The 26,511-nt window shown below is 42.9% G+C and carries 32 protein-coding genes, 4 pseudogenes and 1 riboswitch; of the genes and pseudogenes, 33 read left to right on the top strand and 3 right to left on the bottom strand.

Annotated elements, in window-relative coordinates:
- Nucleotides 1-169: 169 nt before the first annotated feature.
- The gene (locus HK413_RS10360) at nt 170-361 is read right to left on the bottom strand and encodes a response regulator (RefSeq protein ID WP_175270128.1); all 192 of its coding nucleotides are present in this window, start codon (nt 359-361) and stop codon (nt 170-172) included.
- A gap of 416 nt (nt 362-777) precedes the next feature.
- Between HK413_RS10360 and HK413_RS10355 the strand changes: the two genes are divergently transcribed.
- The 31 genes and pseudogenes from HK413_RS10355 (at nt 778) to HK413_RS22245 (ending at nt 20,186) form a co-directional block, all read left to right on the top strand.
- The gene (locus HK413_RS10355) at nt 778-1,206 is read left to right on the top strand and encodes a MerC domain-containing protein (RefSeq protein WP_175270127.1); all 429 of its coding nucleotides are present in this window, start codon (nt 778-780) and stop codon (nt 1,204-1,206) included.
- Nucleotides 1,207-1,331: 125 nt separating this feature from the next.
- Nucleotides 1,332-1,760 (top strand): Fur family transcriptional regulator, encoded by a 429-nt coding sequence (locus HK413_RS10350; protein ID WP_175270126.1) that lies wholly within the window; start codon nt 1,332-1,334, stop codon nt 1,758-1,760.
- A gap of 16 nt (nt 1,761-1,776) precedes the next feature.
- On the top strand, nt 1,777-2,385 hold the full coding sequence (locus HK413_RS10345) for an N-acetylmuramoyl-L-alanine amidase family protein (protein ID WP_175270125.1): 609 nt from the start codon (nt 1,777-1,779) through the stop codon (nt 2,383-2,385).
- Nucleotides 2,330-2,605, top strand: a complete 276-nt coding sequence (locus tag HK413_RS10340; protein ID WP_175270124.1) for an N-acetylmuramoyl-L-alanine amidase family protein — start codon at nt 2,330-2,332, stop codon at nt 2,603-2,605. Before HK413_RS10345 ends, HK413_RS10340 begins: the two co-directional genes overlap by 56 nt.
- A gap of 139 nt (nt 2,606-2,744) precedes the next feature.
- Nucleotides 2,745-2,945 (top strand): hypothetical protein, encoded by a 201-nt coding sequence (locus HK413_RS10335; protein ID WP_175270123.1) that lies wholly within the window; start codon nt 2,745-2,747, stop codon nt 2,943-2,945.
- A 52-nt stretch (nt 2,946-2,997) separates the two neighbouring features.
- Nucleotides 2,998-3,061, top strand: a riboswitch (Fluoride riboswitch).
- Between the two features lie 145 nt (nt 3,062-3,206).
- Nucleotides 3,207-3,539, top strand: a complete 333-nt coding sequence (locus HK413_RS17930; RefSeq protein ID WP_246230270.1) for a chloride channel protein — start codon at nt 3,207-3,209, stop codon at nt 3,537-3,539.
- Nucleotides 3,505-4,092, top strand: a complete 588-nt coding sequence (locus HK413_RS19920; protein WP_262886873.1) for a chloride channel protein — start codon at nt 3,505-3,507, stop codon at nt 4,090-4,092. Before HK413_RS17930 ends, HK413_RS19920 begins: the two co-directional genes overlap by 35 nt.
- The gene (locus HK413_RS19915; RefSeq protein ID WP_317169469.1) at nt 4,077-4,493 is read left to right on the top strand and encodes a chloride channel protein; all 417 of its coding nucleotides are present in this window, start codon (nt 4,077-4,079) and stop codon (nt 4,491-4,493) included. The genes HK413_RS19920 and HK413_RS19915 overlap by 16 nt, the downstream gene beginning before the upstream one ends.
- A gap of 8 nt (nt 4,494-4,501) precedes the next feature.
- Nucleotides 4,502-4,741, top strand: a complete 240-nt coding sequence (locus tag HK413_RS17925) for a hypothetical protein (RefSeq protein WP_246230268.1) — start codon at nt 4,502-4,504, stop codon at nt 4,739-4,741.
- Nucleotides 4,738-5,309, top strand: a pseudogene (locus HK413_RS19910) (class I SAM-dependent methyltransferase). The gene HK413_RS17925 and the pseudogene HK413_RS19910 overlap by 4 nt, the downstream one beginning before the upstream one ends.
- A gap of 22 nt (nt 5,310-5,331) precedes the next feature.
- On the top strand, nt 5,332-5,616 hold the full coding sequence (locus tag HK413_RS19905) for a class I SAM-dependent methyltransferase (protein WP_262886871.1): 285 nt from the start codon (nt 5,332-5,334) through the stop codon (nt 5,614-5,616).
- A 151-nt stretch (nt 5,617-5,767) separates the two neighbouring features.
- Complete coding sequence (locus tag HK413_RS10320; RefSeq protein WP_175270122.1) at nt 5,768-6,142, top strand: transmembrane 220 family protein; 375 nt, start codon at nt 5,768-5,770, stop codon at nt 6,140-6,142.
- Nucleotides 6,143-6,253: 111 nt separating this feature from the next.
- Nucleotides 6,254-6,978: pseudogene (locus HK413_RS22250) on the top strand (EboA domain-containing protein).
- 11 nt (nt 6,979-6,989) lie between these two features.
- Entirely contained in the window at nt 6,990-7,271 is a 282-nt protein-coding gene (locus tag HK413_RS17910; protein WP_246230265.1) for a hypothetical protein, read from the top strand.
- Nucleotides 7,258-7,593 carry a TatD family hydrolase gene (locus HK413_RS17905; protein ID WP_246230263.1) on the top strand — a complete coding sequence of 112 codons (336 nt, stop codon included), beginning with the start codon at nt 7,258-7,260 and terminating at the stop codon, nt 7,591-7,593. Before HK413_RS17910 ends, HK413_RS17905 begins: the two co-directional genes overlap by 14 nt.
- Complete coding sequence (locus tag HK413_RS17900) at nt 7,521-7,979, top strand: hypothetical protein (RefSeq protein WP_246230261.1); 459 nt, start codon at nt 7,521-7,523, stop codon at nt 7,977-7,979. Before HK413_RS17905 ends, HK413_RS17900 begins: the two co-directional genes overlap by 73 nt.
- Before the next feature lie 2 nt (nt 7,980-7,981).
- Nucleotides 7,982-8,872, top strand: a complete 891-nt coding sequence (gene eboC, locus HK413_RS10300; protein ID WP_246230259.1) for a UbiA-like protein EboC — start codon at nt 7,982-7,984, stop codon at nt 8,870-8,872.
- Nucleotides 8,873-8,924: 52 nt separating this feature from the next.
- Nucleotides 8,925-9,194, top strand: a complete 270-nt coding sequence (locus tag HK413_RS10295; protein ID WP_175270119.1) for a hypothetical protein — start codon at nt 8,925-8,927, stop codon at nt 9,192-9,194.
- Between the two features lie 437 nt (nt 9,195-9,631).
- On the top strand, nt 9,632-10,030 hold the full coding sequence (locus tag HK413_RS19900) for a dehydroquinate synthase/iron-containing alcohol dehydrogenase family protein (protein WP_262886869.1): 399 nt from the start codon (nt 9,632-9,634) through the stop codon (nt 10,028-10,030).
- Nucleotides 10,011-10,634 carry a 3-dehydroquinate synthase family protein gene (locus HK413_RS10290; RefSeq protein ID WP_262886868.1) on the top strand — a complete coding sequence of 208 codons (624 nt, stop codon included), beginning with the start codon at nt 10,011-10,013 and terminating at the stop codon, nt 10,632-10,634. The genes HK413_RS19900 and HK413_RS10290 overlap by 20 nt, the downstream gene beginning before the upstream one ends.
- Before the next feature lie 112 nt (nt 10,635-10,746).
- Nucleotides 10,747-11,658, top strand: a complete 912-nt coding sequence (gene eboE / locus HK413_RS10285; protein ID WP_246230257.1) for a metabolite traffic protein EboE — start codon at nt 10,747-10,749, stop codon at nt 11,656-11,658.
- A complete protein-coding gene (locus HK413_RS17895; protein ID WP_246230255.1) occupies nt 11,643-11,951 on the top strand; it encodes a hypothetical protein in 309 nt (102 codons plus the stop codon). The genes eboE and HK413_RS17895 overlap by 16 nt, the downstream gene beginning before the upstream one ends.
- An 8-nt stretch (nt 11,952-11,959) precedes the next feature.
- The gene (locus HK413_RS10280) at nt 11,960-13,087 is read left to right on the top strand and encodes an alkaline phosphatase family protein (protein ID WP_246230253.1); all 1,128 of its coding nucleotides are present in this window, start codon (nt 11,960-11,962) and stop codon (nt 13,085-13,087) included.
- Nucleotides 13,084-13,305, top strand: a complete 222-nt coding sequence (locus HK413_RS17890; RefSeq protein ID WP_246230252.1) for a hypothetical protein — start codon at nt 13,084-13,086, stop codon at nt 13,303-13,305. Before HK413_RS10280 ends, HK413_RS17890 begins: the two co-directional genes overlap by 4 nt.
- Nucleotides 13,306-13,465: 160 nt before the next feature.
- Nucleotides 13,466-15,604, top strand: a complete 2,139-nt coding sequence (locus HK413_RS10275; RefSeq protein ID WP_175270118.1) for a glycoside hydrolase family 31 protein — start codon at nt 13,466-13,468, stop codon at nt 15,602-15,604.
- A gap of 115 nt (nt 15,605-15,719) precedes the next feature.
- A complete protein-coding gene (locus HK413_RS10270; protein ID WP_175270117.1) occupies nt 15,720-16,049 on the top strand; it encodes an ArsR/SmtB family transcription factor in 330 nt (109 codons plus the stop codon).
- Nucleotides 16,050-16,101: 52 nt separating this feature from the next.
- A complete protein-coding gene (locus HK413_RS10265) occupies nt 16,102-16,665 on the top strand; it encodes a DUF6428 family protein (RefSeq protein ID WP_175270116.1) in 564 nt (187 codons plus the stop codon).
- A 125-nt stretch (nt 16,666-16,790) separates the two neighbouring features.
- A pseudogene (gene arsB, locus HK413_RS10260) lies at nt 16,791-17,773 on the top strand (ACR3 family arsenite efflux transporter).
- Between the two features lie 119 nt (nt 17,774-17,892).
- Nucleotides 17,893-18,354: a metallophosphoesterase family protein gene (locus tag HK413_RS17885; protein ID WP_246230250.1), complete on the top strand. Its 462-nt coding sequence runs from the start codon at nt 17,893-17,895 to the stop codon at nt 18,352-18,354.
- On the top strand, nt 18,240-18,545 hold the full coding sequence (locus tag HK413_RS17880) for a metallophosphoesterase family protein (RefSeq protein WP_394353164.1): 306 nt from the start codon (nt 18,240-18,242) through the stop codon (nt 18,543-18,545). Before HK413_RS17885 ends, HK413_RS17880 begins: the two co-directional genes overlap by 115 nt.
- Nucleotides 18,546-18,778: 233 nt before the next feature.
- A pseudogene (locus HK413_RS22245) lies at nt 18,779-20,186 on the top strand (glycoside hydrolase family 125 protein).
- Between the two features lie 106 nt (nt 20,187-20,292).
- Here the strand turns inward: HK413_RS22245 and HK413_RS10245 are convergent.
- Entirely contained in the window at nt 20,293-22,569 is a 2,277-nt protein-coding gene (locus HK413_RS10245) for a carboxypeptidase-like regulatory domain-containing protein (protein WP_175270115.1), read from the bottom strand.
- Nucleotides 22,542-23,009, bottom strand: a complete 468-nt coding sequence (locus HK413_RS10240) for an alpha-2-macroglobulin family protein (RefSeq protein ID WP_175270114.1) — start codon at nt 23,007-23,009, stop codon at nt 22,542-22,544. Before HK413_RS10240 ends, HK413_RS10245 begins: the two co-directional genes overlap by 28 nt.
- Before the next feature lie 1,239 nt (nt 23,010-24,248).
- On the opposite strand from HK413_RS10240, the gene HK413_RS10235 reads away from it, so the two are divergent.
- Entirely contained in the window at nt 24,249-24,512 is a 264-nt protein-coding gene (locus HK413_RS10235) for a TonB-dependent receptor plug domain-containing protein (RefSeq protein WP_175270113.1), read from the top strand.
- Nucleotides 24,513-24,691: 179 nt separating this feature from the next.
- Nucleotides 24,692-26,215, top strand: coding sequence for a SusC/RagA family TonB-linked outer membrane protein (locus HK413_RS10230; RefSeq protein WP_175270112.1), 1,524 nt, complete (start codon nt 24,692-24,694; stop codon nt 26,213-26,215).
- Nucleotides 26,216-26,511: the final 296 nt, after the last annotated feature.

Here is a 26,511-nt window from a genome sequence, read left to right as displayed (position 1 = left end):
AATATCACTATCAGCTCGCCAACAGTAATATTAAACGCCGTCGCCATACCGTTTCGCAAACAGGTAAGCTGGTTAACTCGAAACCATCTAACGGTCGCTATTATTATGCGACCTGAATGGTACACAGCTGCAAAGCGATGGCACCATGATGAATACTGCGTCGGTAACACTACATGCAGCACCGCGTTGGTGGCAATATGGATACGGCCAATTGTTTAATATCATTGCTAAATACAGACGATGATATAATGTAGATCTTGCTTTTGCCTTGTGGGTCGATATTTAAACGTTTGTATTCATCTAAAAACTCCCACCCATTCATGATAGGCATGTTGATATCCAGTAAAATAAAATCGGGCAACAGGGAAGGGTCCTTTTTTGCAACTCAACCAACTCCTCTATAGCAAACCTTCCGTTTAAGCATGCAGATATAGCAGTATTATCTATAGCTTTTTTATCAGTTTAATTGAAATGAAATTATTTATTTCATCATCATCAACTAATAAAACACTTACAGGTTTGTTGTCCGGATTCATATGTGTCGCTTATACGGCGTATTTTTTAAAAAAGGTTCTATTCCTATATGTTGTAACTGCATAAAAACAAAAGTGTTTTATTTTACATGAATATACAAGCAATATTACATAAACCAAACATAAAGTAATAACAAAATAGTTAAAAGGGTTAATTCTTTCCTTTGGAGAAATATAGTGTCAGCGAAGTATAATTTATCAAAAAATAAAATGCAATTAAGTTGCATTAGTATATATTTGTGCCATGGCATCGAGAAAGCTGGGTAAAAGATTGGATAATTTAGGGATGACGGCATCAACATTATGTGCCTTGCACTGCGCTGTGGTACCTATACTACTTACATTTTTACCATTAGCCGGTTTGGGTTTTTTGGCGCATCCATTATTTGAGTGGAGCATGATTGTGTTAGCATTATTGCTTGGCGTGTCATCTATTTTTTTATCTTACTTCCGTACGCATAGGCGCGCTTTACCATTATTGTTATTATGTAGTGGTTTTGTATTGATAATTGTCGGCCATATTTACTTAAAAGGCTGGGAGGAGGCTATTGTTGTACCATTGGGCGGGTTAACTATTGCGGCCGCACATTTTGTAAATTATAAATATGTAGGCGTTTGCAGTAACAAGGATCATATTTTTCATTTAAATCATAACCATCCTAAAAGGCGTTAAGCCGGGAATATCGAACCCCGATAGCTAACATTGGATAACGAAGCGCTTCGGCGTAGATATTCGATGTTTATTATTCAACATTAATTAGCTATTTCTTAGTAGTTTTGTAAACATCATTTAATCAAATGGGTATTAATCATCATTTCGAGCATTTATTAAAGCGGCACCAGCTTAAACGCACTGAGGCGCGGTTAAGGGTGTTAAACTTATTGGTGAATAAAAAAACTGCCACATCCCAGCCCGACCTGGAAAGTGTTATTGGCGATGTCGACCGTGTTACCCTGTACCGTATATTAAACGCTTTCGAAGAAAAGGGGATTATCCATAAAGTATTTGACTTGAATGGAACGGCTAATTATGCCATTTGCTCGTCTGATTGTGATGAGCACCACCACAATGATGAACACCTGCATTTTAACTGCAGCAACTGCAAAAATGTTTATTGTTTAGATGAACTTGATATGCCGCCTATAGTATTGCCGGCGGGATTTAAATTAGAAAAATTAAGCTTTAGCGCCACCGGCCTTTGCCCAAAATGCGCTAATAAAGAATAATATATAGGCCTGCTAAATGAATAAACCCCTTAAGAGCCTGCAGTTGGTTTCGCTAAACAGCATCCTGCTGGCCCTCATCATATCGTTAAGCTCATTTACTGCTAAACAGGATACCTCAAAAAAAAGCACCTTCCGCTTTAAAACAGTTATTATTGATGCCGGGCATGGCGGCAAGGACCCGGGTACGCATGGTTTACATACCAACGAGAAAACGGTCGCCCTGTCAATCGCCAAAAAATTAAGGGCAGCTATACAAGAACAAATGCCCAATATTACTACGGTAATGACGCGCAGCGACGATACGTTTATTCCGTTGGACAGGCGCGCAGGCATTGCTAATGAGCGGAATGGTAATTTGTTTATTTCTATCCATTGCAACTCATCGCCCGAAGGGACCGGGTATAGTTCGCGTAAACAAAAAGGTACCATGATACTGGTTTATGGTTATAACCGGGTTAATAAACAGCTGGAGGCAATACGCGAGAACTCGGCCATTACTTTTGAAAAAGACTACAAAACCAAATATCAGGGTTATAACGCGGATGACCCGGTAAACCAGATCCTGGTAAATGCTTACCTGCAAAAGTACCGTAAACAAAGCATACTTTTTTGGCGATCTGCTTAACCAGCAGTTTAAAAGCGAGGGCCGGCAAACCATAGGTGTTAAAGAACAGGTAATTTTGGTACTTGACCACAGCGCCATGCCTGCCGTAATGATAGAAACCGGGTTTATTAACAACCCGGTGGATGAGGAGTATCTCATGTCGGACGCGGGCCGGGACGAGATAGTGAAGGTGACGGTGAATGCGCTTAAACAATATAAAGATAAAATAACGGTGAAGTAAAAGCTCGGCTAAATTGTCATCCTGAGCATAGCGAAGGATCTTCTAAATGCGATAAGTACGACGTAGCCTATTAATTATACAAGATCCTTCGCTATGCTCAGGATGACAAAACGATTTTATAATACCATAAACAAACAACATGGACGAATTTGATAAAGCCCTTGCCCAAATAGGAATAAATAACGCAAGCGAGATAAACGGTGACCTGAAAGATTATTTTACCGTTACCAAAAGAGAAGATGGTACGTATAAAATACATTGGGAGAAAAACATATCAACTCATATACGCCATAAGGTGACGGCGCTGATTAAAAAGCATTATGTGGCAGCTAAAGCTTAATGCTGCTGGTAAGCAGGATTTTTATATTTACTAATTATCCCTAACTTTGATTTCAACAAACGGAAATGGTGTCTTCCGACTTAACCGCCCTAAAAGCTGATGGCGCCTGCAAAAACTAATTCATTCGCGGTGATAGCCGCGCTTATTTTTGTAGGATAATATCATGAAAAACAGATTTTTTAACGCCCCCAACTACTCACACTAAAGCATTTAATAAGATGGACATTTATAACTGTACCCATTGCTTTTGCTATTGGCTGTATGGTAACGTTGTTTTTATGGCTGCTTAACCCGGCCATTAACTATCGTTTTAGCCATCCCGAAATAATTTACTTTTTACCGCTTGCCGGTATTGCTATATACTTTGCCTATAAGTTTTGGGGCGAATCTTCAAGCAAAGGCAACAACCTTATAATGGACGAGATACATAATCCCGGAGGAGGTGTGCCCAAAAGCATGGCTCCGTTGATATTGATCTCTACCGTTGTTACGCAGTTGTTTGGCGGCTCTGTAGGGCGCGAAGGTACAGCGGTACAAATTGGCGGCAGCCCTGGCGCAAATGTTCAGCAAATGGTTTGGCCTTACTGCCGATGATACGCGGGTAATTTTAACCGCGGGTATTGCCGCGGGTTTCGGGGCTGTGTTTGGTACTCCGCTTACCGGGGCCATATTTGCTATGGAGGTTTTAACAATTGGCCGTATCCAGTATACTGCTTTAATACCCTGCCCGGTTGCTGCTATTGTGGGTGATGTTACCGTGCTGGCCTGGGGTGTGCATCATGAAAGTTATCATATAGCTATTGTACCGGTAGGTCATAATATCTTATCAGCTTATTTACCGTTAGATGTGGTTTTATTAGGCAAGGTTATGGTAGCATCTATAGCCTTCGGGTTAACCAGCTACCTGTTTGCAGAAACGGTGCATGGCGTTAAAACAGCGTTTAACAGGCTTATAAAAATAAAATGGCTAATCCCGTTTGTTGGCGGGCTGATAGTGATATTGCTAACCATACTTTTAGGGAAGCCCGATTATTTAGGGTTAGGCGTCAGGCCGCCACACCCTGATGCAATAACCATATCATCGGCTTTTAACACCGGTGGTTCCGACACCGGAGCTGGTTATGGAAAACCATTTACACTACAATAACGCTTGGCTCGGGCTTTAAAGGGGGCGAGGTAACGCCATTGTTTTATATCGGCTCAACGTTGGGTAATACGCTATCGGGGTTAATGGATGCGCCGGTTAGCCTGTTTGCTGCCTTAGGTTTTATTGCAGTATTTGCCGGAGCAACAAATACCCCACTGGCAAGTACATTTATGGGGGTAGAGTTATTTGGCAGTGAATACGCCCTGTTTTTTGCTGTGGCCTGTTTTACCGCATACTTTTTTAGCGGCGAATCGGGCATTTACAGCGCGCAGCGTATTGCCATACCAAAAATTTTTGACGATACTTCACAAGCTGAAAGCATAGCCGAGGCCGAGCAGAAAAGACAGAAATATATGGGCCGGAGGCTGGCTAAATACAAAATCGCTAAAAAGAAAAAATAGGAGCACCCATGGGTTCATCTAAACAAATTATTGCCAATATGCTTGCCGCTGGTGGTATCACCATAAATGGCGGTAACCCGTGGGATATGCAGGTGCATAATGAAAAGTTGTATGACCGTATTTTAAGCGACGGTTCTATAGGCTTTGGCGAATCGTACATGGAGGGATGGTGGGACTGCGAAAACCTGGACGACCTGTTTTTCAGGATCCAGTATCACCGTGTGGATAAAATGGTCCCCCAGATTTGAGTACCTTGTTTTACTACCTCAAATCTAAATTCCTTAACAGGCAATCAAAGGCCCGCGCTAAAGAAGTTGCATATAAGCATTACGACATAGGAAACCAGTTATATGAAAAAATGCTGGATAAGCGGATGCAGTACTCGTGTGCCTATTGGGAAACAGCCAAAACACTGGACGAGGCCCAGAAGCCAAACTCGACCTGATCTGCCGCAAACTCAAGCTGGAAAAAGGTATGCGGGTGCTGGAAATAGGCTGCGGTTGGGGTGGTTTTGCAAAATATGCTGCCGAAAAATACGGCGTATCAGTAGTAGGGATAACTATTTCAGAACAACAAGCCATCCTGGCACGGGAAATTAACGAGGGATTACCTGTGGAAATAAGGATCCGGGATTACCGTGATGTTAATGAAAAATTCGATCGTATTGTATCCATAGCCATGTTAGAGGCGGTAGGTTACCGCAACTTCAGGGAATACATGGAAGTAGCTGCCAAAAACTTAGCCGATGATGGTATATTTTTTATCCATACCATAGGCGGCAGCTATTCTACCAAAGTTACCGATCCCCTGGATTGACAAATATATTTTTCCTAACGGGATGCTGCCATCGGTAAGCCAGTTACATACTGCCCGGAAAGGCTTATTTATTTTAGAAGACCTGCATAACTTTGGTCCGTACTATGATCCTACGCTCATGGCCTGGCGCAAAAACTTCGAGGAGAGTTGGGACAGCATTAAAAAAGATTACGACGAAACGTTTTACCGCATGTGGCGCTATTATTTAAGCTGCAGCGCGGCATCGTTCCGGTCGCGCAAAAACCATCTATGGCATATCGTGCTAACTAAGCCTAAGTACCTTGGTATTTATAAGTCGGTAAGATAAAGTTCCCCAAACGTTACCGTAATTGCTTTTTTACACAATACTTATATTTGTTTAGTGCAATTATAGATTTGAACCGTAATTTTACCAATCGTGATATTGATCATATATCGCTGATAAACCACGTACTATCTTTTACAAAAACTATTTAACCATGATCTTTATAATTATTAACGTTATTTTCTGCTTATCGTTCCCGGTATTCGCTTACCTTAATTTGAACGATATTGACTGGTACTTATGGGTGCCGATATACGTAGCTGTCGCCGCCTGCTGTGGTTTAGCTTGCTTTGGCATGTATTACCCCAATGTATATTTAGGGTTGACGGCCTTTTACCTGATCTACGCCGTAAAACTTTTCTTTGATAAAGATGGCGTGCGCGACTGGATAGTAAAATACCGCACCCCAAGCCTGGTTGAAACCATGCAGGCCGAAAAACCTTTTATTGAAAACACACGCGAGTTTTTTGGCTTACTCATCATATCGGCAGCCTTAATAATTGATTATTTTGTGGTGATACATGTATAATGGCATGGAAGGGGTAAAAGCAATAATTAAAGAAGTACTTGGTACTAAAGTTGCCCGCGATGTTTTGGAGTGGCTGGATGCAAAACCAGCCTTAAACACTGCATTTGACTAATGCCGCGTAAAACCGGTAAAGCAATTGCACATGTTAGTAAAGAGCAGGCAGCGCTGCTGAATACTTATATACCGGGTTTTTCAGTTGACGGCTGGACCGTAGACCGGCTGGGACGTGCGTACTTGCTGATGGATCTGGATCCGTCAGATAAAGACAAGTATTTCAAATCAATAGAAAACCTGTTTCTTGCTGCCGAAATGGGCGAGTTGGTAGCTTTATATTCTGCATTGCCATTGTTGGCCTATCCGGAAATATGGATTAAACGTTGTTCGGAAGGTATCCGCAGTAATATTGCCAATGTATTAGAGGCATTAATGTATGGCAACCCATATCCGGCTAAATACCTTGATGAGAGTGCCGGAACCAATTGGTACTTAAAGCATTTTTTACCGATAAGGATATTAATAAAATTGAGGGTATAGATAGCCGGGCAAATAAAAACCTGGCTTATATTATAAGCGATTATGCGCACGAGCGTTGGGCGGCAGGTCGCGAGTTAAATCCGTTGATGTGGCGTTTGGTTGGTCCGTTTATAGACGATAAGTTGTTTGAAGATATCAAACGGTTATTTGATGATGGTAAACTTACCGATCGCAAAGCCGGCGCATTAGCTATAGCCGCATCAAACTACCCCGCTGCAAAAGCGTTATTAAATAAATACCCCGAGCTGGAAACAGCGATAGCAAATAAGAACTTAAGCTGGGATACCTTAACCGGCCAATAAATACAGAAGATATGTGTTGTACCCATTCGTTTGATGAAGTAAAGAATGAACCACTTTCGCCGCCGGTTAGTTTGGACGGTATAAAAGGCATGAAGTTTTTTGATCCGCATGTGCATATGACCTCGCGCACTACGGACGATTACCGTGCCATGGCCGATGCAGGCGTGGTTGCATTAATAGAGCCGGCCTTTTGGCTGGGCCAGCCGCGCACAGGTATTGATACCTTCCGCGATTATTACAGCAGCCTGATAGGCTGGGAGCGTTTCCGGTCGTCGCAGTTTGTTTGGCATTAAGCATTATTGCACCATCGGCCTAAACTCGCGCGAAGCCAATAACGAAGCATTGGCCGAGCAGGTAATGGAGATACTGCCGCTGTTCATCTATAAAGAGGGCGTAGTAGGCATTGGCGAAATTGGCTTTGACGACCAAACTCCTGCTGAAGAAAAATATTACCGTGCGCAGTTGGAATTAGCTAAAGAATCGGGCCTGCCGGTACAAATCCACACCCCGCACCGCGACAAAAAGGCGGTACCAAACGCAGTATGGACATTGCTATTGAACACGGCCTTGATCCGTATAAAGTCATCGTCGATCATAATAATGAAGAAACCGTAAAAGATGTATTGGACCGCGGCTTTTGGGCGGCGTTCACCATCTACCCGTTCACCAAAATGGGCAACGAGCGTATGGTAGAGATTGCCAAACAATACGGCCCGGAACGTATCATGGTAAATTCTGCTGCCGATTGGGGCATTAGCGATCCGTTAGCTGTGCCAAAAACCGCCGCGCTAATGAAGATAAGAGGCATAAGCGATGCTGACATCGAGCTGATCACCTATCGCAACGCTATCACTGCATTTGCGCAAAGCGGGCAGATAGATGAAGCTGATTTTGCGGCTATCGGCGGAGCTATCGATCAAAGCCAGAAATTTGAAGGCAATACCATTTTACGCGGCGGGCAACAACCCCGTATCGATAAATCGTCTATCATAATAAGCTAAACATGGCAGGCAAACTAACCGTTTATTTAAGGCTGATGCGCCCGGCAAATATCGTCACCTCGGTTGCCGATGTGCTGGCAGGTATAGCCATAGCCGGTTATTTTTACCAGTTGCCGTTTATTGCAAACAGCTTTTATCCTGTTATTTTGTTATGCCTGTCAACAATTGGCTTATATGGCGGGGGTATTGTTTTTAACGATGTTTTTGATGCCGAACTGGATAAGGTTGAGCGCCCCGAACGCGCCATCCCCAGCGGATTGGTCAGCTTAAAGGAAGCATCATTCTTAGGGACTTTCCTGTTATTATGGGGTATTGGTTTTGCCTTTTCGTACAGTAACCACGCCGGGGCAATTGCCGTAGCCATAGCGTTTTTCGCGCTGTTGTATAATAAGATCAGCAAGCATATTAAATTTATTGGTCCGCTTAACATGGGTTTATGCCGGGGATTGAATTTGTTATTAGGGATCAGTATTTCGGTGCCGATGTTGATGCATTTTTATTACCCTGGCGGTGGTGCCCATCATTTATATCTTCTCCATCACCATGATAAGCCATTAATGGTGCATGGAGGTAATAAGCGCAATTTGTATATCGGGGGAGTGCTGTATGCCATTGTTGTTGCGGCTATAGTTTATTTCGCTGTTAGCCAACAGCAATCAACCGCCTTATTGTTTGTAATCCCGTTTGTATGGCTGATATACCAGGCGCTGTTCATCGCCATAAAAAATCCAATCGGACCTAATATTGGTAAAGCCGTTAAGGCCGGGGTAATTTCTCTTATATTGATGGATGCTGCCCGGGCCGCGGCTTTTGGTGCTATGTGGCCGGCTATATTTATAGCTTGTTTATTACCAGTATCAAGGCAGTTTGCTAAGGTATTTGCGGTAACGTAAGAATTGCGCTCTTTCGCTCTTTTAGGCCATTGCCTATTGGCTTGCCCCGCTCTTGGGCGCGGACCCCATTACTTTTTTCCTTGATGAAAAAGTAACAAAAAAAAAATCAAATCAGCAAAGAGGCTTCTTTGCGCACAGCCCTTTGCCCGGCAAAACTGATAAAACCACGGGCTGCATAATTTTGCCCCCGGTCGCTTTCCAACGCTCCCGCAAAAGACGCTTTTCCCGCCCGCAATTCCAACTTGTTTTATCAGTTTTCACCCGAAGCTTTTTTGCTGACAGTTTAGGACGAACCAACATCTTCTTATTAATGAGTATTTGAAAAAGAGCGTAAGGCCTGTCAGCACGCCGGGCCGGGAGTATGGCCTTGCGGGCGGAAGCGATCGGGCTGACTTGATTTTTGGGTTACCTTTGTATCAAGACAAAGGTAATAGCCCTTCCGCGGCAATTGAGCGGAGGCAAGCCTTGCGCGCAAAGGCTCAATGTGATAGGTCAACGTCACTCATATACTAATCCCATTTTAATCCTACCTCAATATTTCCGTCAAATTTTAGATATATAAGCGATATTAATATTATGTTTTAGATATTCGCTTTTGATATGGAATATTTACAGCAGGCGTTTAGTGTAAGGTTTGAGTACAAGGTGTTTTTACTTCAGGTTTATTTGACCGGCCAACGACGGGTTTAATACTTTTTTAAGCGCCGATTCTACCTCTGCGTCGGTAAAAAAATACTGTTTGTAGTAGACCAGGATGTATTGAATGCCCAACCGGAACTTGCTGATAAGATCCGCCGCTATTTTGCTATCCATACAGCAGCTCAACTTATCCCCGAAATTATACTGATGCCCGGTGGCGAAACCGTTAAAAATGACGAAAGCCACTTTAACCGGTTGCTGGATATCATCAACCAATACAGTATAGACCGGCATAGTTATGTAGCTGCCATTGGTGGCGGTTCATTGCTTGATATGGTGGGTTATGCCGCGGCTGTTTCGCATCGTGGCGTAAAACATATCCGTATCCCAACTACCGTATTATCGCAAAACGACTCGGGCGTGGGTGTAAAAAACAGCATCAACTATTTTGGTAAAAAGAATTTCCTGGGCACGTTTGCCCCGCCGGTAGCAGTTTTTAATGACGACCAGTTTTACTGACGTTAACCGCCCGCGATTACCGGTCAGGAATCTCCGAAGCGATAAAAGTATCACTGATAAAAGACGCTGCTTTTTTGAATGGTTAGAAGCCAACACTGCGGCCCCGGTGGCCCGCGATATGGAAACCATGAAATACCTGATAAAGCGCTGCGCCGAACTGCACCTTAACCATATAGCCGGTCTTGACCCATTTGAAAAAGGATCATCACGCCCGTTGGATTTTGGCCATTGGAGCGCGCATAAACTGGAACAATTAACTAACTTTAAAGTATTACATGGCGAGGCCGTTGCGATGGGGATAGCGTTAGATACAGTTTATTCAAACCTGTCGGGGCGCTTATCAACAGATGAAACACATCGCATTATTAATCTGCTAAAGAAGATAGGCTTTGAGATCACCCATCCTTTGCTTGAAGTTACCGGCAATGACAGCCCGATATTAATAGGCTTACAGGAGTTTAGGGAGCATTTAGGCGGCGAGCTGACCATTATGCTGCTTAGCCAGATTGGCGTGGGCGTAGAGGTGCATGAGATGGATGCCGGGTTGATCAGGAAAGCGGGCGAGGTGTTGAAGAGTGAATATGACGCGGTAAACGCGGAGTAAGCCTCACCCAACCCTCTCCAAAGGAGAGGGCTTTGGATGCAAGGCGAAACAATTATAATATAACCGTTTAAAATAGCCCCTCTCCTTTGGAGAGGGGTTGGGGTGAGGCAACATGCAATTAGCGACCGGACATTTAACCTACTGTACAAATATCCATCCCGGGGAAACCTGGCCTGCGCATTTTGCTGCTTTAAAACAGAGCTTTCCCGGTATAAAACAACAGGTATCGCCTGATAAGCCGATGGGTATTGGCCTGCGCTTATCAAACCAAGCCAGTACCGACCTGGAAAAGGCCGAGAACCTGTTCCTGCTTACCCAATGGTTGAAAGAGAATGATGCTTATGTGTTTACCATGAACGGTTTCCCGTACGGCGAGTTCCATCATACGGTAGTTAAAGACCAGGTACATGCGCCCGATTGGACAACAAAATCGCGTGTTGATTATACCATCCGCATGTTTCACATCCTGCTAAGTTTATTGCCTAAGGGGATGGATGGTGGCATCTCCACCTCGCCGTTAAGCTATAAGTACTGGCATAAAACCGCCGAAGAATTAAAAAAGGCAAAAGATACAGCCACAAGCAATATATTATTAGTTGCAGGCGAGTTGATAAGATTGCGCCGTGCTACAGGCGTAGTAATGCACCCGGATATTGAGCCGGAGCCTGACGGTGTTTTAGAAACAGGCCGCGAATATATTGACTGGTACGAAAACGAATTGCTGCCGCTTGGCCGAGAAAGCATTGCAACCCGTTTTAAAATTGATACTAACGAAGCAGAACAATTAATTAAAGACCATATTACCTTATGCTATGATGTTTGTCACTTCGCGATAGGCTATGAGCCGCATCAACAGGTGATTGATGAGCTGGCAGCTAAGGGACTGAAAGTTGGGAAAATACAGATAAGTGCTGCCTTGAATGCCACGCTGCCGGAAGATACTAACTTACGCGAACCGATTAAAGACGCCTTTGAACGCTTTGATGAATCGACCTATTTGCACCGTGGGTGGCTAAGCTGGTAAATGGAAGGCTAATGCGTTACCCTGATCTGCCGGAGGCACTGGCTGATATTGAAAACTTGCTGGTAAAACAATGGCGCGCGCATTTTCATGTGCCGATATTTATGAAAGAATATGGGTTAGTGCAATCCACCCAGTCGGACATTGTAGAGGTGTTGCGCATCCAGCAAGATAAGGCATTTACCAATCACCCGGAGGTGGAAACCTATACCCGGGGCGTATTGCCCGATGCGAAAAAGCTACCTATAGACGACTCGATAGCGCGTGAGTTGAACTGGGTGAAAGAACAATACTGATCAAAACCATGAAAAAAACTGTTGTTATAGATGTTGTAGGTTTATCGAAATCTGTAATAGGCGAGCATACGCCGTTTCTTAAAAAATATATCGCCGACAGGCATATCACCACTATTGAGCCGGTATTGCCCGCGGTGACCACTTCGGTACAATCAACCTACCTAACCGGCAAATGGCCGACTGATACAGGGATTGTCGGCAATGGCTGGTATGATCGTGTTGATTCAGAAGTGAAATTCTGGAAGCAATCCAACAAGCTGGTTAATGGCGATAAGATCTGGGATAAGGCTAAAAAGGAAGACCCTTCATTCACCAGCGCCAATATGTTTTGGTGGTACAATATGTATTCTACGGCCGATTACTCGGTAACCCCGCGCCCGCAATATCTGGCAGATGGCCGTAAAATGCCCGACTGCTATTCGCAGCCGGCTGAGTTGAGGGATATCCTGCAGGAAAAGTTAGGGCAGTTCCCGCTGTTCCAGTTTTGGGGGCCGGGCGCCAATATCAAATCAACCCAATGGATCGCCGATGCGTCCATGATCAATGATGATCTGCATAATCCAACGCTTACCACCATCTATCTGCCGCATTTGGATTATTGCCTGCAAAAATTTGGTCCTGATTTTTCAAAGATCAGCAAGGAGCTGAATGAAATTGATACCGTTGTTGAGCAACTTGTTGCCTTCTATAAAAAGAAGGATGCCGAGATCATCATCCTCTCTGAATATGGCATAGCCCCGGTAAGTAAACCCATCCATTTAAACCGGCTGTTCCGGGAGAACAGTTTGTTGCAGATAAGAGTAGAGCGAGGGCTGGAGTTATTGGATGCAGGTGCATCAAAAGCGTTTGTAGTTGCCGATCACCAGATCGCCCATATTTATATCAATGATCCTTCGGTTACCGAAAAGGTTACTGCATTGCTTAAAGGTGTTAAAGGTATTGAGCTGGTATTAGATCGCGAAGCACAAAAGAAACACCATATCGATCATGAACGCGCAGGTGACATTGTAGTAGTGGCTGATAAAGACAGCTGGTTCACTTATTACTATTGGCTGGATGATGCCGTAGCGCCCGACTTTGCCCGCAGCGTGGAGATCTTTAAAAACCAGGCTACGACCCGGTTGAAATGTTTATGACCTCGAAAGCCCGCGCGGCATATAAACTGGCCCGCAAGCTGGCAGGTTTCAGGTATGTAATGGATGTTATACCGCTGGATGCTACGCTGATAAAAGGATCGCATGGCAGAACAAATATTGATGATGAGTATAAAGCGGTTTTAATAACTGATGATGCGGAGAAGGATGTGCAGCCTACGGATGTGTTTGATATTATTTGGAACAGTTTGCATAAGTAATAATTAAAGGTTGTCATTCTGAGCGATAGCGAAGAATCTTACACGTTTTACCTGTTGCGTTTATAAGATTCTTCGCTATCGCTCAGAATGACAACAAGGCTAATTAATATTTTTTTAATTACCTCAATCCACGTAAATTACGACACCAATTTATAAACTTATGGCCCGTAATTTATCGTTTAGCGTTATCGTTTTAATAGCTTGCTTTGGCTTTGCAGCTAAGGCACAACAAGTTCAAGAAATGGCCCCGTGCGTTACTCGTGTAACCCGGGGCGAAACCGATAAATTCTCGCCATATAACCTCTTGCAGGAAAAACCAAAAGTTGCGGCAATGAGTCAATTACCGGCAGCCGAAATGGGTGTCGATCCAAAATCCATCCGCATAGAAGTAAACTCACGCGGCGCGGTTGTACATATCCCTTTAGGAAATGCCGAGGAGATCTATGGCTTTGGCTTGCAGATAGGATCGTTCAGGCAGCGTGGCTTGAAAAGGCGGCCCATAGTGAATGATAATCCGTTAAACGACCTTGGCTTCACCCATGCGCCCACAACGTTCTACGTGTCAAATAAAGGGTATGGTATCTTCATTAATACATCGCGCTATACTACTTTTTACGTTGGCACGCATAAACAGGTAAAAGGCGACATGAATGTAAATACAGGCGCGGGCCAGGCTGCGCAATCGGTAGAAGAATTGTATAAGAACACCAATAATAAATCGGGCGAAGTGATAGTAGATATCCCCGGTGCCAAAGGCGGCGACGTGTTTATTTTTAACGGTCCTACGCTTAAAAACGCCCTGCAGCGCTATAACCTGTTTAGCGGTGGTGGCGCGTTACCCGCCATGTGGGGCTTAGGTTTACAATACCGCATGAAAGGCGAATCGCAGCAGCAGGATGTTTATAATATGGTAAACTATTTCAGGGACAACCATATGCCGGTTGATGTTATCGGTTTGGAGCCACGCTGGCAAACGGCGGCTTATTCCTGCTCCTATGTTTGGAGCCCGGTTAACTTCCCTGCCCCGCAGGAGTTGATAGATAAGATGAAGGCGCAGGGCATTAAGCTAAATTTATGGGAGCATGCCTATGTTGCGCCGGTATCGCCTATATATGGCCAGCTTGCTCCCAGCGCCGGCGATTATAAAGTATGGAACGGCCTGGTGCCCGACTTTGCCGGGAAAACAGCCCCCACCATTTTTGCCGACTATCATAAAAAGACCTTTGTTGATAATGGCGTCGCATCCTTTAAGCTGGATGAGTGCGATAACTCTAACCTTACACAGGGCAGCGCGGTATGGGGCTTTCCCGAGCTGTCACAGTTCCCGTCGGGGATTGATGGCGAGCAGATGCACCAGCAATTTGGAACACTGTATTTCCAAACCATGTATAATATTTATAAGCAGGCCAATAAGCGGTCATATTTTAGTATCCGGTCATTAAATGGTTTTGCATCATCGTTCCCAACTACCTTGTACAGCGATACCTATGTGCACAGCGAATATATCAGGATGATCAGTAACTCGGGGTTCTCGGGTTTACTATGGTCGCCTGAAGTTAGGGAATCGGCAAATGTTAAGGAGCTTTGCCGCCGCGCGCAAACCAGCATATTAGCTGCAGAGACCGTCTTTGATAGCTGGTACCTTAAAAGCCCGCCCCGGTTGCAGTATGACCGTAATAAAAACAACAAAGGCGAAATGTTGCCAAATGCCAAAGAGGTAGAGGCGCAGATTCGTACCCTGTTAAATTTCAGGATGAGCTTTATTCCTTACCTGTATTCGGCTTTTGCAAAATATAACCGGGAAGGTGTACCGCCGTTCAGGGCGCTGGTTGTTGATTATCCCGAAGATAAAAACACCTTTAATGTATCAGACGAATATATGATAGGCGATAACGTATTAGCCGCGCCATTGGCCGATAGCGCGTCGACCCGTAAAGTATATTTGCCGGCCGGTAACTGGTATGATTATAATACCAATAAAATATATGCAGGTGGGCAAAGTTATAGCATTACTACAGGGCTTACGCAGATCCCCATATTTATAAAAGAAGGAACAATTTTACCGCTGGCCAAACCGGTTCAATTTATTTCGCCCGATACGGTTTTTGACATAACCTGCTATGTATATGGAGCAACCGCTACACCGGCTACACTTTTTGAAGATGATGGCACAACTTTTAATTATGAAAACGCTTTCAACATAGTTAGCCCGGATTGGAAAAATGCTAAAGGAAAAATAAGCAGGAAAGGAAACTATAAAAACAAGATATATAATATTAAAAGCTGGGTAAAAATATAATATTAGTCAAATAATATTTTTCGCCCTGTTAACTACTGCTATCCGTATCACCCTATTTTTTAATAAATATTTTGAAATCTAAACTATCTATCGTAATATTGCGATAGATTTATATATGGGTACTACTAAAACAGAAATATTTACCAGCGAGCAAAACAGGCTGGCAGTGCAGTTAAAAGCTATTGCACATCCTGCCCGCATTGCCATTTTGCAGGAACTGATCAAAGCGAATGCCTGTATCTGCGGCGACCTGGTGGAAGAACTGGGATTGGCGCAGGCAACCATATCGCAGCATTTAAAAGAATTAAAAAATGCCGGGCTGATCCAGGGTACGATTGAAGGCGTAAGTGTTTGTTATTGTATTGAACCCAAAGCCCGGAAGAACCTGCAAAACGAGTTAAACGACTTATTCTCGTCATACCAGGATAAAAATAATTGCTGCTAAAATTTTTTGACTGCATATATCGTAATATTACAATTAACAAAATGAAGAAGCTATGAACAAATCAGAAGCGATAAACTGGAAAACTTTTAAGGATAAGCTATTACAGCATCCCGAACGGGAACTGCAATTCCAATACGCCGAAGGCAAGCTGGTGGACGCAGCTTACCATATCACCGAGATCAAACAAGCGCCAATAACATCGGTAGATTGTGGCGGGGTGATGAATAACTGGACGGAGATCATCGTACAGCTATGGGTGCCGGATAATGAGCAGCAATCACGCTCAATGAAAGTAAGTAAGGCGCTATCCATTATCAGCATCGTAGAGAAGATGCTGCCTTTGGACCCCAATGGGACAGTAAAGATCGAGTTTGGTAATTCGGAGTTTGATACCCGGCAAATGTTTCCGAACGAAATGATCGCCGAAGGAGCCAGCCTGACCGTTGACCTGCGCCCCGACGCGGTACAATGCAAGGCGCAGGAACGCGGCGGCAGTTGCGGCACCAACGATAAAGGCGAAGAATGCTGTGCGCCCGTAGCCGAAAAACCCAAGGTACAATTAATTAACCCGGCTGCGCCGGCTGAAGCTTGCTGTACCCCGGGCGGGTGCTGTTAATATTAACGCCGGTAAAACTAACTATACCAAAAATTTTATGTCAGCAAACAATTGCGTTCCTATGGCCGAGAGAAAAAAAGCTCAATTTTCTTGACCGGTATTTAACCCTATGGATATTTTTGGCAATGGGTACAGGTGTGGGTATCGGCTATTTTATGCCCTCATCATCAGATTTTATCAATTCCTTTTCAAATGGTACTACCAACATCCCCTTAGCCATCGGCCTCATCCTGATGATGTATCCGCCACTGGCCAAAGTAAAATATGAAAACATAGGCGAAGTATTTAAGGATACCAAAGTATTGAGTGCCTCATTGGCCCTGAACTGGATCATCGGGCCGGTATTGATGTTCGTGCTGGCTATTACGCTATTGCGTGACCATCCGGCCTACATGGTGGGCCTCATCCTGATTGGATTAGCAAGGTGTATCGCCATGGTGGTGGTATGGAATGAACTGGCTGAGGGAAACCGGGAATATGCCGCCGGCCTCATCGCCTTAAACAGCATCTTCCGGTATTGTTATACAGCGTTTATGCTTATGTTTTTATCACCGTTTTGCCGCCTTTATTCGGCCTGAAAGGATTGGCTGTAAATATTTCCATTAGCGAGATCGCTAAAAGTGTGGGCGTATACTTAGGCATCCCCTTTATCGCGGGTATCATCAGCCGCTATGCCTTAATAAAAATCAAAGGCGAAGAATGGTTCCAAACCAAATACGTGCCTTTTATTTCACCCATAACGTTAGTCGCTTTACTGTTTACTATTGTAGTGATGTTTAGCTTAAAAGGCAAACTTATTGTGCAGATACCCTTTGATGTATTACGTGTTGCTTTACCTTTAGTGATTTATTTTGCCATTATGTTTGTGATGAGCTTTTTTATCGGCAAGTACTTTGGCGCGGATTACTCCAGAAGCACTTCTATCGCCTTTACGGCCACCGGCAACAACTTTGAATTAGCCATTGCTGTAGCCATAGGCGTATTCGGTATCAATTCCGGCGAAGCCTTCGCCGGGGTTATTGGCCCATTGGTGGAAGTGCCTGCGCTGATCGCTCTGGTAAACCCGCTTTTTACTTCCGCAAAAAATATTACACCAATAAATCTTTAACCATTATATAAGATGAAGATCGCCTTATTTTCAGATATCCACGCGAACCTGCCGGCATTGGATGCTTTTTTGAAGATGTTGAAGCACATAAACCCGATGCTATTTATTGCCTCGGCGATTTGGTAGGTTATAACATCTGGCCTAATGAAGTAATTGATGAAATCCGCAAAAGAAATATTCCCTGTATAGCCGGCAACTATGATTTCGGTATTGGTCGCCATAGTGATGAATGCGGCTGCGCTTATAAAACAGATGAAGAAAAAGCTTTAGGCAAGATATCCATTGCTTACACAAACGAAGTGCTGAAGGAGGAGCAAAGGGCCTATTTACGCACCTTGCCAGCCCACATCAAACTTGAATTTCAGCTAAATCATGACCAGCTTAATGTATTGCTGGTACACGGCAGCCCGCGTAAGGTAAACGAATATTTGTTTGAGGACAGGGACGAAAAAGCCTGTTACGTATTATGGAAGGAGCAGGCGCTGATGTGCTTTGTTTTGGGCATACGCACCAGCCTTATCACAGAATTTTGCCTGCGGAAGATGGGTACTATCGTCATGCTATTAATATCGGTTCAGTAGGAAAGCCGAAGGACAAAGACCCTGGGGGCGGTTATGTATTGCTGCATATTAATGAAAACAGTTCGGTTAAGGATAAAAACAGCCTGCAGGTTGAATTTATCCGCTTTGCGTACGACATTGAAAAAGCGGCACAGGCTATAGAGAGTAGCCCGTTGCCAAATGAGTATGCAGATATGCTCAGGAAGGGTTAATGAGGATTACATGCTGTGACTGTTTTTTAGGTACAACATGTAGCTTGTTAATACCGTTGCGGGAAAATATAATTTGCTTAAGTGCTATAAAGTTTTTAGTATTGAAAAGTATTATTAATGCCGACCAAGCAAGAATCCTAACAATAAATTAAACCGATTTTATCAATAAAGCTAATGATCAATACGTCGCGAACAGGTGTGTTGCAGGCTTTAATATTTTAACTTAAAATAATATGCAAAGAAGAACTTTCGTGAAAAGCACCGGCTTACTGGGCGCATCCGTATTGCTTAGTAAGGTGCCAACATTTGCGCAGGCAGGATATCCTACAGTTAGGGTGGCAAAAAGAAATTTTACCAGTACCGCTGTTGAGAGCGCCATTGCCGAGTTTAGCAAGAACGTAAAAGATAAAGAACTTACCCGGCTGTTTAATAATTGCTTCCCTAATACCTTGGATACCACGGTAACCTATACCGAACAGGATGGCAAGCCGGATACCTACGTTATTACCGGCGATATTGATGCCATGTGGCTGCGCGATAGCAGCGCGCAGGTTTACCCTTACATGCACTTTATAAAACAGGATAAAAATTACAGCAGCTGGTAGCTGGTGTTATTAACCACCAAACCAAATGTGTGTTAAAAGACCCCTATGCCAACGCGTTTTATAACGACCCTAATAAGGTAGGCGAGTGGGCAAAAGACGAAACTAAAATGCAGCCGGGTATCCACGAGCGTAAATGGGAAATAGATTCTTTGTGCTACCCTATCCGCCTTGCGCACCGCTACTGGAAAGTTACCGGCGATACCACGCCGTTTGATGCCAAATGGAAACAAGCTATAGAGCTTACTTTAAAAACCTTTAAAGAGCAGCAGCGTAAGCAAAACCCCGGCCCGTACAGGTTTCAGCGTAAAACAGCCTGGGCTACTGATGGTGTGCCGATGGATGGCTACGGTTACCCGGTAAGACCAAACGGACTAATCTGCTCGGCTTTCCGCCCAAGCGATGATGCCACTATTTATTTATACCGGTACCTTCAAACTTCTTCGCGGTGGTTAGCTTAAGGCATGCCGCCGAAATGATAACGGCCATCACTAAAGATACCGCGCTTGCTGCCCAGCTTAACGCTTTAGCGTTAGAGGTTGAAACAGCATTAAAGAAACATGCCATTATTAACCACCCAACCTACGGGCGTATTTATGCTTATGAAGTTAACGGTTACGGCAGCTACAATTTAATGGATGATGCCAACGTGCCAAGCCTGTTAGGGTTACCTTATTTGGATGCTATGCCGGTAAAAGATCCTGTTTATCAAAACACGCGCAAAATGCTGCTGTCGTCAAACAATCCTTTCTTCTACAAAGGCCAAGCCGGCGAAGGTATTGGCGGCCCGCATGCCGGTAAAGACCGTATCTGGCCCCTTAGCGTAATTATTCGCGGTTTAACAAGTATTGATGATGCCGAGATCAAAAAGTGCGTCAATATCCTTAAAAACAGCAACGCGGGCACAGGCTTCATGCACGAGTCGTTCCATAAGGACGATGCGAAGAAATTCAGCCGTCCATGGTTTGCCCGGGCCAATACATTGTTCGGAGAGTTTTTATGGGAAACCTATAAAAACAAGCCAGCGCTTTTAACATAATAAGCATTTATCAAAATGGCTGCTTTAATCGCTGGCCATATCCGAAAACACCCAACAAGAAAGCCCCGATAAAAGATCGGGGCTTTGCTTTTTATATCGATAAAGGTTATTGCACCGTATACCTGTAAACTTGTCTGCCCAGTTCGCCGGCAGCGTTTATACCTTCTACAATTACCTTATAGCTCCCCGGGCCATCAGCATTAAAGAAAGTAAAGGTTGATTTACCTTCAGTATCAGTTTTTACGCGTGGATCCCAGTAAACGGTGGTACGCAAATCAGGTAACTGGCTTGGGTTTGGCTGATCATATTTAGGCGAATAAAACTCGCGTACTTTATTAAAACCTTTAGGCGATATATTGGCAATAGAAGGGTTGTACTGCTTGCGCGATGTCCCTGTTTTCAGCATAATTAATAAATAACCGTTACCATCGCCGCCTAATGTGTTAATTAAAGCCTGGTTTGTTCTTACAACAACAATTTTTGCCACATCTTCTGGTTGTACACCACCATCCAATATCTCAGACATCTGGTCAGGGTCATCAATTCTGCGCCCGTCAAGTATAAGGCCCATAGCTCCTCTTGAACTTATCAGCTTGGTATAACCCGGGTTCGTCTCAACCCTAACACCGGCTATCCTTGCTTGCAGGCACATAGCAAGCGTTACACAGTTTGCTGCATCATCCCCAAACTTCACCACCTGGTCGGCAGATGCCTCGGGCACCCTAAACATACCCTGTGGGTTAATATTGGCATCTTCTTTAATCCTCCGGGCTTTGATACGTACTTCTTTTAGTCTTTGAACTTTATCCAACTGGCCGGTTTTCTCGTAGATATCGTCCAGCTTCTTGCCATTTTCGATATATGCTTTTAAGGTACCGGTGATGTTGGTGCTTATATCGCCCATATTAGGGTTTTTGCTCATGCGTAACCTTGGTAAGGTGTCTAACAGGATTTTAACCTTGTCACTGCCTGTAGCAGAGCGGGCCTGAACGGCAAACCTAACGCTATCAGTTAAAAATATGCCATCAAATTTAAAGCGGCCTTCGGCATCGGCAGTTGTTTTTTTGGCAATGCCTGCTCTTAGCGATACAAGGTCAACAGTAGCGTTTGGCGATACCTTCTTACCAAGGTTCATCACCTGCCCCGATACGCCAAAACCTAAACCTTCAGCCGCAAAAGCTGGTTTAGGAATAGTGCCAGCTGCAATTTCCTTCCACGCAAACCTGCGGTAGCCCTGTGTAAGCATCAGGTTATCCAAAGCTTTGTCTGCATCTTCGGTTTGGTTAGCAAAGTAGTAGTTAGGCTTTTCTATATATCCCTTTAAGTCAGAAGTTAACAGGATATTAGAGAAGATAGAACTTTCTGCGCTTTCATCAACTGGTACTTTACTTTCATCAATTACAGCTACCGAGAAGGTACCGGCAACGCTTTTGCCTTTACTGTCTTTGGCATCAAGATTTATGGCAACCTGCTCTCTTCCCTTATAAGTGGTTTTAGCAGTTTTGACGTTTAGCTGCATATGGTCATTCGTCCTGATAAAGGCAATGCGCTCATTTAATGGCTCGCCGGTATTACTAAACAGGGTAAACTGTGCTATACCGCTTGGAAATAGCTTTTTCTCTAACCATATAGAAGTTGTTGCCTTCGCAATTTTTACAGGTGATGCAAAAATGGTTTCGCCGCTTACCCGGGCAATGAAACCAACATTTGCCGCTGCTGCAACTTGTTTTGCCGAGGCGCCAATTCTTACCAGGATACTATCTTTATTAGGCTGATAAACGCTTAGCACATAGCCATCGTCGGCTACTTTTGGTAAGGCTACGGTTTTTGTTGTGCCGTTAGCCATTGTTATTTTTGCGGTGTAGGTTTTACCAGCTTCAGATCTTAACGGAAAGCTGCCCATGCCTGCATGTAAGGTTGTTATTTGTGCAACCTCGTTATTTGCCTCATCAACTATTTTTCCTGTTATAGGGGTGCCCAAACCATCAACTCCAACGGCCTTAAATGCAACGCGCGAAGACAGTCCGGCAACCAGGTTCCCGCTTTCGGGGAAGAATTGTATATCGTTTGGTGTCAGGCTGGCCTTTATAGGAAAATCACGTTGTACATCATTTATAATAGTTCGGATGTAAGAGCCACTTAAGTTAACGCGTTTATCGTTCTCTATATTAATGCGCAGGCTACCCAGTGCATCAGTTTTAGCCGATCGGGTTTGAACTACTTTCTTATCTATAACTATTTGGTATTTTACATCTTTATCTGCCGGGGCTTTTCCGGCATCATTAGTGTAATTAAGTACGGCCGTTAAAACGGGCTTATTTCCAACTTCATTATATTGATAGTCAGCCTTGGTAACTATATTTTCGCTGGTTGGGCTGCCCACCGTAAAAGTTTTGTCGAAAAATAATCCTCGCCGGCGTTACGCATCCACTGCGTGTAAGCCCTAATGCGATAACTGCCTTCTTTAAAGTCATCACCTAAAGCAAACTCGCCTACAACCATGCCTGTTGTAATAGGGAGTTTAAGTGAACGGATAACAGAATCTTGCTCGGTAATAAAGTCTACATACAAAGCCCCGCTTAATGCTGATAGCTGGTGCCTGCTGCCAATGGTTACATAACCTTTAAACCAGATAGTGTCGCCAAGGGCATAGTAAGGTTTATCCATGTGCAGATAAACTTTTTCCTGCGGATTTGTGTCTGCCCACTTCTGTAAGGCCCCAACCAGTTTTTCAATAGGGTCGTCTGCTTTTGGCACAAATGCAAGAAGTAACAGGATCGAACACAATAGTCCGATAGAGAGAGAGAGTTTGTTTGATTTCATTATAATATAGGTATTAGGTTTTTCAAGGCGATTTAAGAGGCGTTGATCCTCTGAGAATCATTAATAGGTGTTTATGTTGTAAAAAAACACAAATTTATTGATAGATAAAAAAATTATTTTATAAAGATATTTTAACGCACTTAAATTCCTTATTCTTTTAAAGAATATTTAACGAGCTACCGTTAGTTTTTTTTAATTTTATAATGTGCCAGCATGTCCATTTTAAAGTATGTATTTAACATCATTAATTAACCTTAAAAAAGTACATTATATGTTAAAACTATAGAATCCATAGATATTTATGATTATCATGGGCAAAAACAGTGCAAAATCTCGTGTAAAAACCCCAATAAAACAGGTCTAAAGTCCGGATATTCAGCCCATAAATTCTCCTTTTTATACAGGAAAACCAATTAATAGGTACTTTTTCACCAATTATCAATATTATTTTAAAATTTATTTGGAACATATTAAATTTTTATTTGTATCATTGTCAAAGTGAATATTTGGCGACAGTAACATCCCATGTATTTACGACCAATTATAATACGACCAATTATATTTTTATTGCCCTAACAAAACCAATTTATTAACTATTATAAACCATACTATGATCAAAATTTTACAAAAACCCTTTGGAGTGAATCCTCCCGGCACTTGCTATCATTTTCTGAATAATAATAATCGACTGACTGGAGTTAGTACAGATTTTCGTTCAGGTAAATTTTAATAGTTCAATAAGCTAAAGAGATTTTTATCTGCATTTTATTCAATACCGGTAATCGATAGCATATACAGCTAGAACATTATTGAGTCGCGATTAAAATATCCCAACACAACAAACAATTAATAAATAGTTTTTTAATCAGTTAATACTTAATTATCTGTTATGCGCATTATTGCAATTATAACTTTCCTTGGTGTGCTATGTACAACAACGTACTCCTTTGGTAATACAGCTACTTATGGTCGTATCTCTAACCGAAGCTCAATTGCGAGTTTCCAAACAAAAGATACCACGCGTAAATCTGCTGTAGATTCGACAGCTATAGACACCGTAGCTGTAGGTGTTGTGGCTGCCAAGGCAACTATTTCGAAAAGACTTCAGTCTAAAACGAATAGTGTTGATCCTGTAAAGCTATCAACGTTCCCGGCCGTTTCCCTTCAACAATATTTAAAGGGCGAAGCTGCTGGTTTGTATGTACAAGAGCCATCCGGTGAACCCGAACAGTTCAAAACATGTTTATACATGGAACCTCACAGCCGTTGTTATCGCCGCGTGAGTTGTACTCAACTCAGCCTTTGATCGTATTGGACGGCGTTCCTTTGGTACAGGAGCATCCTTATGCATTTGATATTCAACAATATCAATATGACAGGATAGGCCCTGCAACTAACACGCTTGCTACAATCCAAATGGCTAACATCAAATCAATAGAAGTATTGAAAGGCTCGACGGTACCGCCATTTATGGTCCTAAAGGTGCAAACGGCGTTATTTTAATAACTACGAAGCCTGCCGGCACACGAAGAAGAATTACTTTTGACACTTACGGAGGTATAGCCACCCCAAGTCCGGTTACTACAATTAACGGTAAATTTGAGAATGATTTTAGAAGGCAGTTTTATAACAAATATACTGCTAACGGAAGTTTTACAGGCGATGACAACTATCCGTTGTTCTTGTCTGACTCATTAAGTAACGATTATTACGGCGCATCAAACTGGACAGACCGCTACTATGGTAGTTCAGCTGTTTATAGCGTAAACGCCAGTATAACCGGTGGTACAGAACTTGCAAACTTCCGCTTCTCATTAGGTGATACTAAGAGTGGTGGTATTGCGGATAACACTAACATGGACCGTTATGATACACGGTTTGTTATTAACATGAAACCATTAAACTGGCTTTCGTTTAGTGCGATGGTTAACGCTAACCGCATTTTACGTGATCGTAATAAAAATCTTCGCGACAGGTTTGCGCAGATCAATTATCTACCGGATCTAAGCACACCTTTAACCCCTAACAAGGCTAAGTATGAAGCTTATCTATCTCAGTTTAATGCCGCGTTTGATAACAATAAGACTAACTCGCTTAACGGATATGCTAAATTTGGCGTAGATCTGGGTAAATTTAAATTCATCACAACTTTAGCGACGGATTATAATGAAGGATACCGTGATATCTTCTATCCAAGAACGTTATTGCAAACCACTAACTACGCCTCTAACTACTTTGGTTACAACCAACGTTCTACTGTACAAAACGTTGCAACCTATAGCTATGATATCAATCCCGACAATAAATTCGACTTTACTTTAGGAAATGAATTTCAATGGGACTTTTTCAGGTACACCTATGGTTATGCTTACAAAGGAAGTAACGACTTTATTAAATTAAACTTGTTAAAGTCTGATCCGAATAAAGCAGACTATTTACTTCCTGATGGTGTATATAAACCACAACTTGTATACAAGTTCTTAGATAAAACAAGAAACAATCAAACATCTTTTTACGGAAAGGTAGATTATTCTTATAAAGCAAAGGTTAACTTATCTGTTTTATTGAGAGCTGATGCATCTTCAAATCAACAACCTACTAGCCGTTGGTTCTACTCGCCAGTAGTTACTGCAGGCTGGGATTTGAAAAGAGAATTTCTTCCAACTGCAAGCAGCATATCTGAATTAAAAATTCAGGGTAGCATAGGCAGAATGGGTAGATATGAAAACTTTGACAACTATGCTCAAGGTCCTCAGTATACTGCGTTTATCGGTTATACCGGTAACTTAATTACCCCGGGATATGACGGCTTAGGTACACTAACCCGCCCTTATACTGCCGGTTATGTTCCGTATAACTTAAAATGGGCTTATACAGATCAAGCCAGCCTTGGTTTAGACGGATCATTCTTAAACAATCGTTTATATTTAAGCCTGCTTGGTTACTACAAGCATGATAAAAATATGTTGTTAGGTGTACCTTCGGCAGCAGAGTATGGATATACTTCCATTATTCAAAACGGAATGGCTGTGCGTAACACAGGTATTGATGCAACTGTTATCAGCGGTGTTATAATGCCAGCGTGGTATCTTTTGTTTGGAAACTCGGTGGTTATAATGCCATCAGTAGCTGTATTACAAAAGTACGTTGGACATAGCACACCAAGGAAAGTTATAATTGCAGTAATGCGCACAAAGATAATTTAAACGTTAAAGCTATTTATTAATTGTTTTGTTGTGTTGGGATATTTTAATCGCGACTCAATAATGTTCTAGCTGTATATGCTATCGATTACACCCCATTATTGAATAAAATGCAGATAAAAGAAATCTCTTTAGCTTATTGAACTATTAAAATTTACCTGAACGAAAATCTGTACTAACTCCAGTCAGTCGATTATTATTATTCCAGAAAATGATAGCAAGTGCGGGAGGATTCACTCCAAGGGTTTTGTAAAATTTTGATCATAGTATGGTTTATAATAGTTAATAAATTGGTTTTG

This window comes from Mucilaginibacter humi (genome assembly GCF_013087555.1).
This window is presented reverse-complemented; position numbering and strand designations above follow the sequence as displayed.

Coding starts and splice junctions, on each gene's coding strand:
- HK413_RS10265 (WP_175270116.1), top strand. CDS start 16,102: ATGAACAAATCAGAAGCGATAAACTGGAAAACTTTTAAGGATAAGCTA.
- HK413_RS10350 (WP_175270126.1), top strand. CDS start 1,332: ATGGGTATTAATCATCATTTCGAGCATTTATTAAAGCGGCACCAGCTT.
- HK413_RS17900 (WP_246230261.1), top strand. CDS start 7,521: ATGGACATTGCTATTGAACACGGCCTTGATCCGTATAAAGTCATCGTC.
- HK413_RS17910 (WP_246230265.1), top strand. CDS start 6,990: ATGTGTTGTACCCATTCGTTTGATGAAGTAAAGAATGAACCACTTTCG.
- HK413_RS17890 (WP_246230252.1), top strand. CDS start 13,084: ATGACCTCGAAAGCCCGCGCGGCATATAAACTGGCCCGCAAGCTGGCA.
- HK413_RS19920 (WP_262886873.1), top strand. CDS start 3,505: ATGTTCAGCAAATGGTTTGGCCTTACTGCCGATGATACGCGGGTAATT.
- HK413_RS10340 (WP_175270124.1), top strand. CDS start 2,330: ATGCTTACCTGCAAAAGTACCGTAAACAAAGCATACTTTTTTGGCGAT.
- HK413_RS10235 (WP_175270113.1), top strand. CDS start 24,249: ATGTTTATACATGGAACCTCACAGCCGTTGTTATCGCCGCGTGAGTTG.
- eboE (WP_246230257.1), top strand. CDS start 10,747: ATGCAATTAGCGACCGGACATTTAACCTACTGTACAAATATCCATCCC.
- HK413_RS10320 (WP_175270122.1), top strand. CDS start 5,768: ATGATCTTTATAATTATTAACGTTATTTTCTGCTTATCGTTCCCGGTA.
- HK413_RS19905 (WP_262886871.1), top strand. CDS start 5,332: ATGCTGCCATCGGTAAGCCAGTTACATACTGCCCGGAAAGGCTTATTT.
- HK413_RS17880 (WP_394353164.1), top strand. CDS start 18,240: ATGGAAGGAGCAGGCGCTGATGTGCTTTGTTTTGGGCATACGCACCAG.
- HK413_RS17930 (WP_246230270.1), top strand. CDS start 3,207: ATGGTAACGTTGTTTTTATGGCTGCTTAACCCGGCCATTAACTATCGT.
- HK413_RS10240 (WP_175270114.1), bottom strand. CDS start 23,009: ATGAAATCAAACAAACTCTCTCTCTCTATCGGACTATTGTGTTCGATC.
- HK413_RS10345 (WP_175270125.1), top strand. CDS start 1,777: ATGAATAAACCCCTTAAGAGCCTGCAGTTGGTTTCGCTAAACAGCATC.
- eboC (WP_246230259.1), top strand. CDS start 7,982: ATGGCAGGCAAACTAACCGTTTATTTAAGGCTGATGCGCCCGGCAAAT.
- HK413_RS10270 (WP_175270117.1), top strand. CDS start 15,720: ATGGGTACTACTAAAACAGAAATATTTACCAGCGAGCAAAACAGGCTG.
- HK413_RS10275 (WP_175270118.1), top strand. CDS start 13,466: ATGGCCCGTAATTTATCGTTTAGCGTTATCGTTTTAATAGCTTGCTTT.
- HK413_RS10280 (WP_246230253.1), top strand. CDS start 11,960: ATGAAAAAAACTGTTGTTATAGATGTTGTAGGTTTATCGAAATCTGTA.
- HK413_RS10335 (WP_175270123.1), top strand. CDS start 2,745: ATGGACGAATTTGATAAAGCCCTTGCCCAAATAGGAATAAATAACGCA.
- HK413_RS10290 (WP_262886868.1), top strand. CDS start 10,011: ATGACGACCAGTTTTACTGACGTTAACCGCCCGCGATTACCGGTCAGG.
- HK413_RS10355 (WP_175270127.1), top strand. CDS start 778: ATGGCATCGAGAAAGCTGGGTAAAAGATTGGATAATTTAGGGATGACG.
- HK413_RS17925 (WP_246230268.1), top strand. CDS start 4,502: ATGGGTTCATCTAAACAAATTATTGCCAATATGCTTGCCGCTGGTGGT.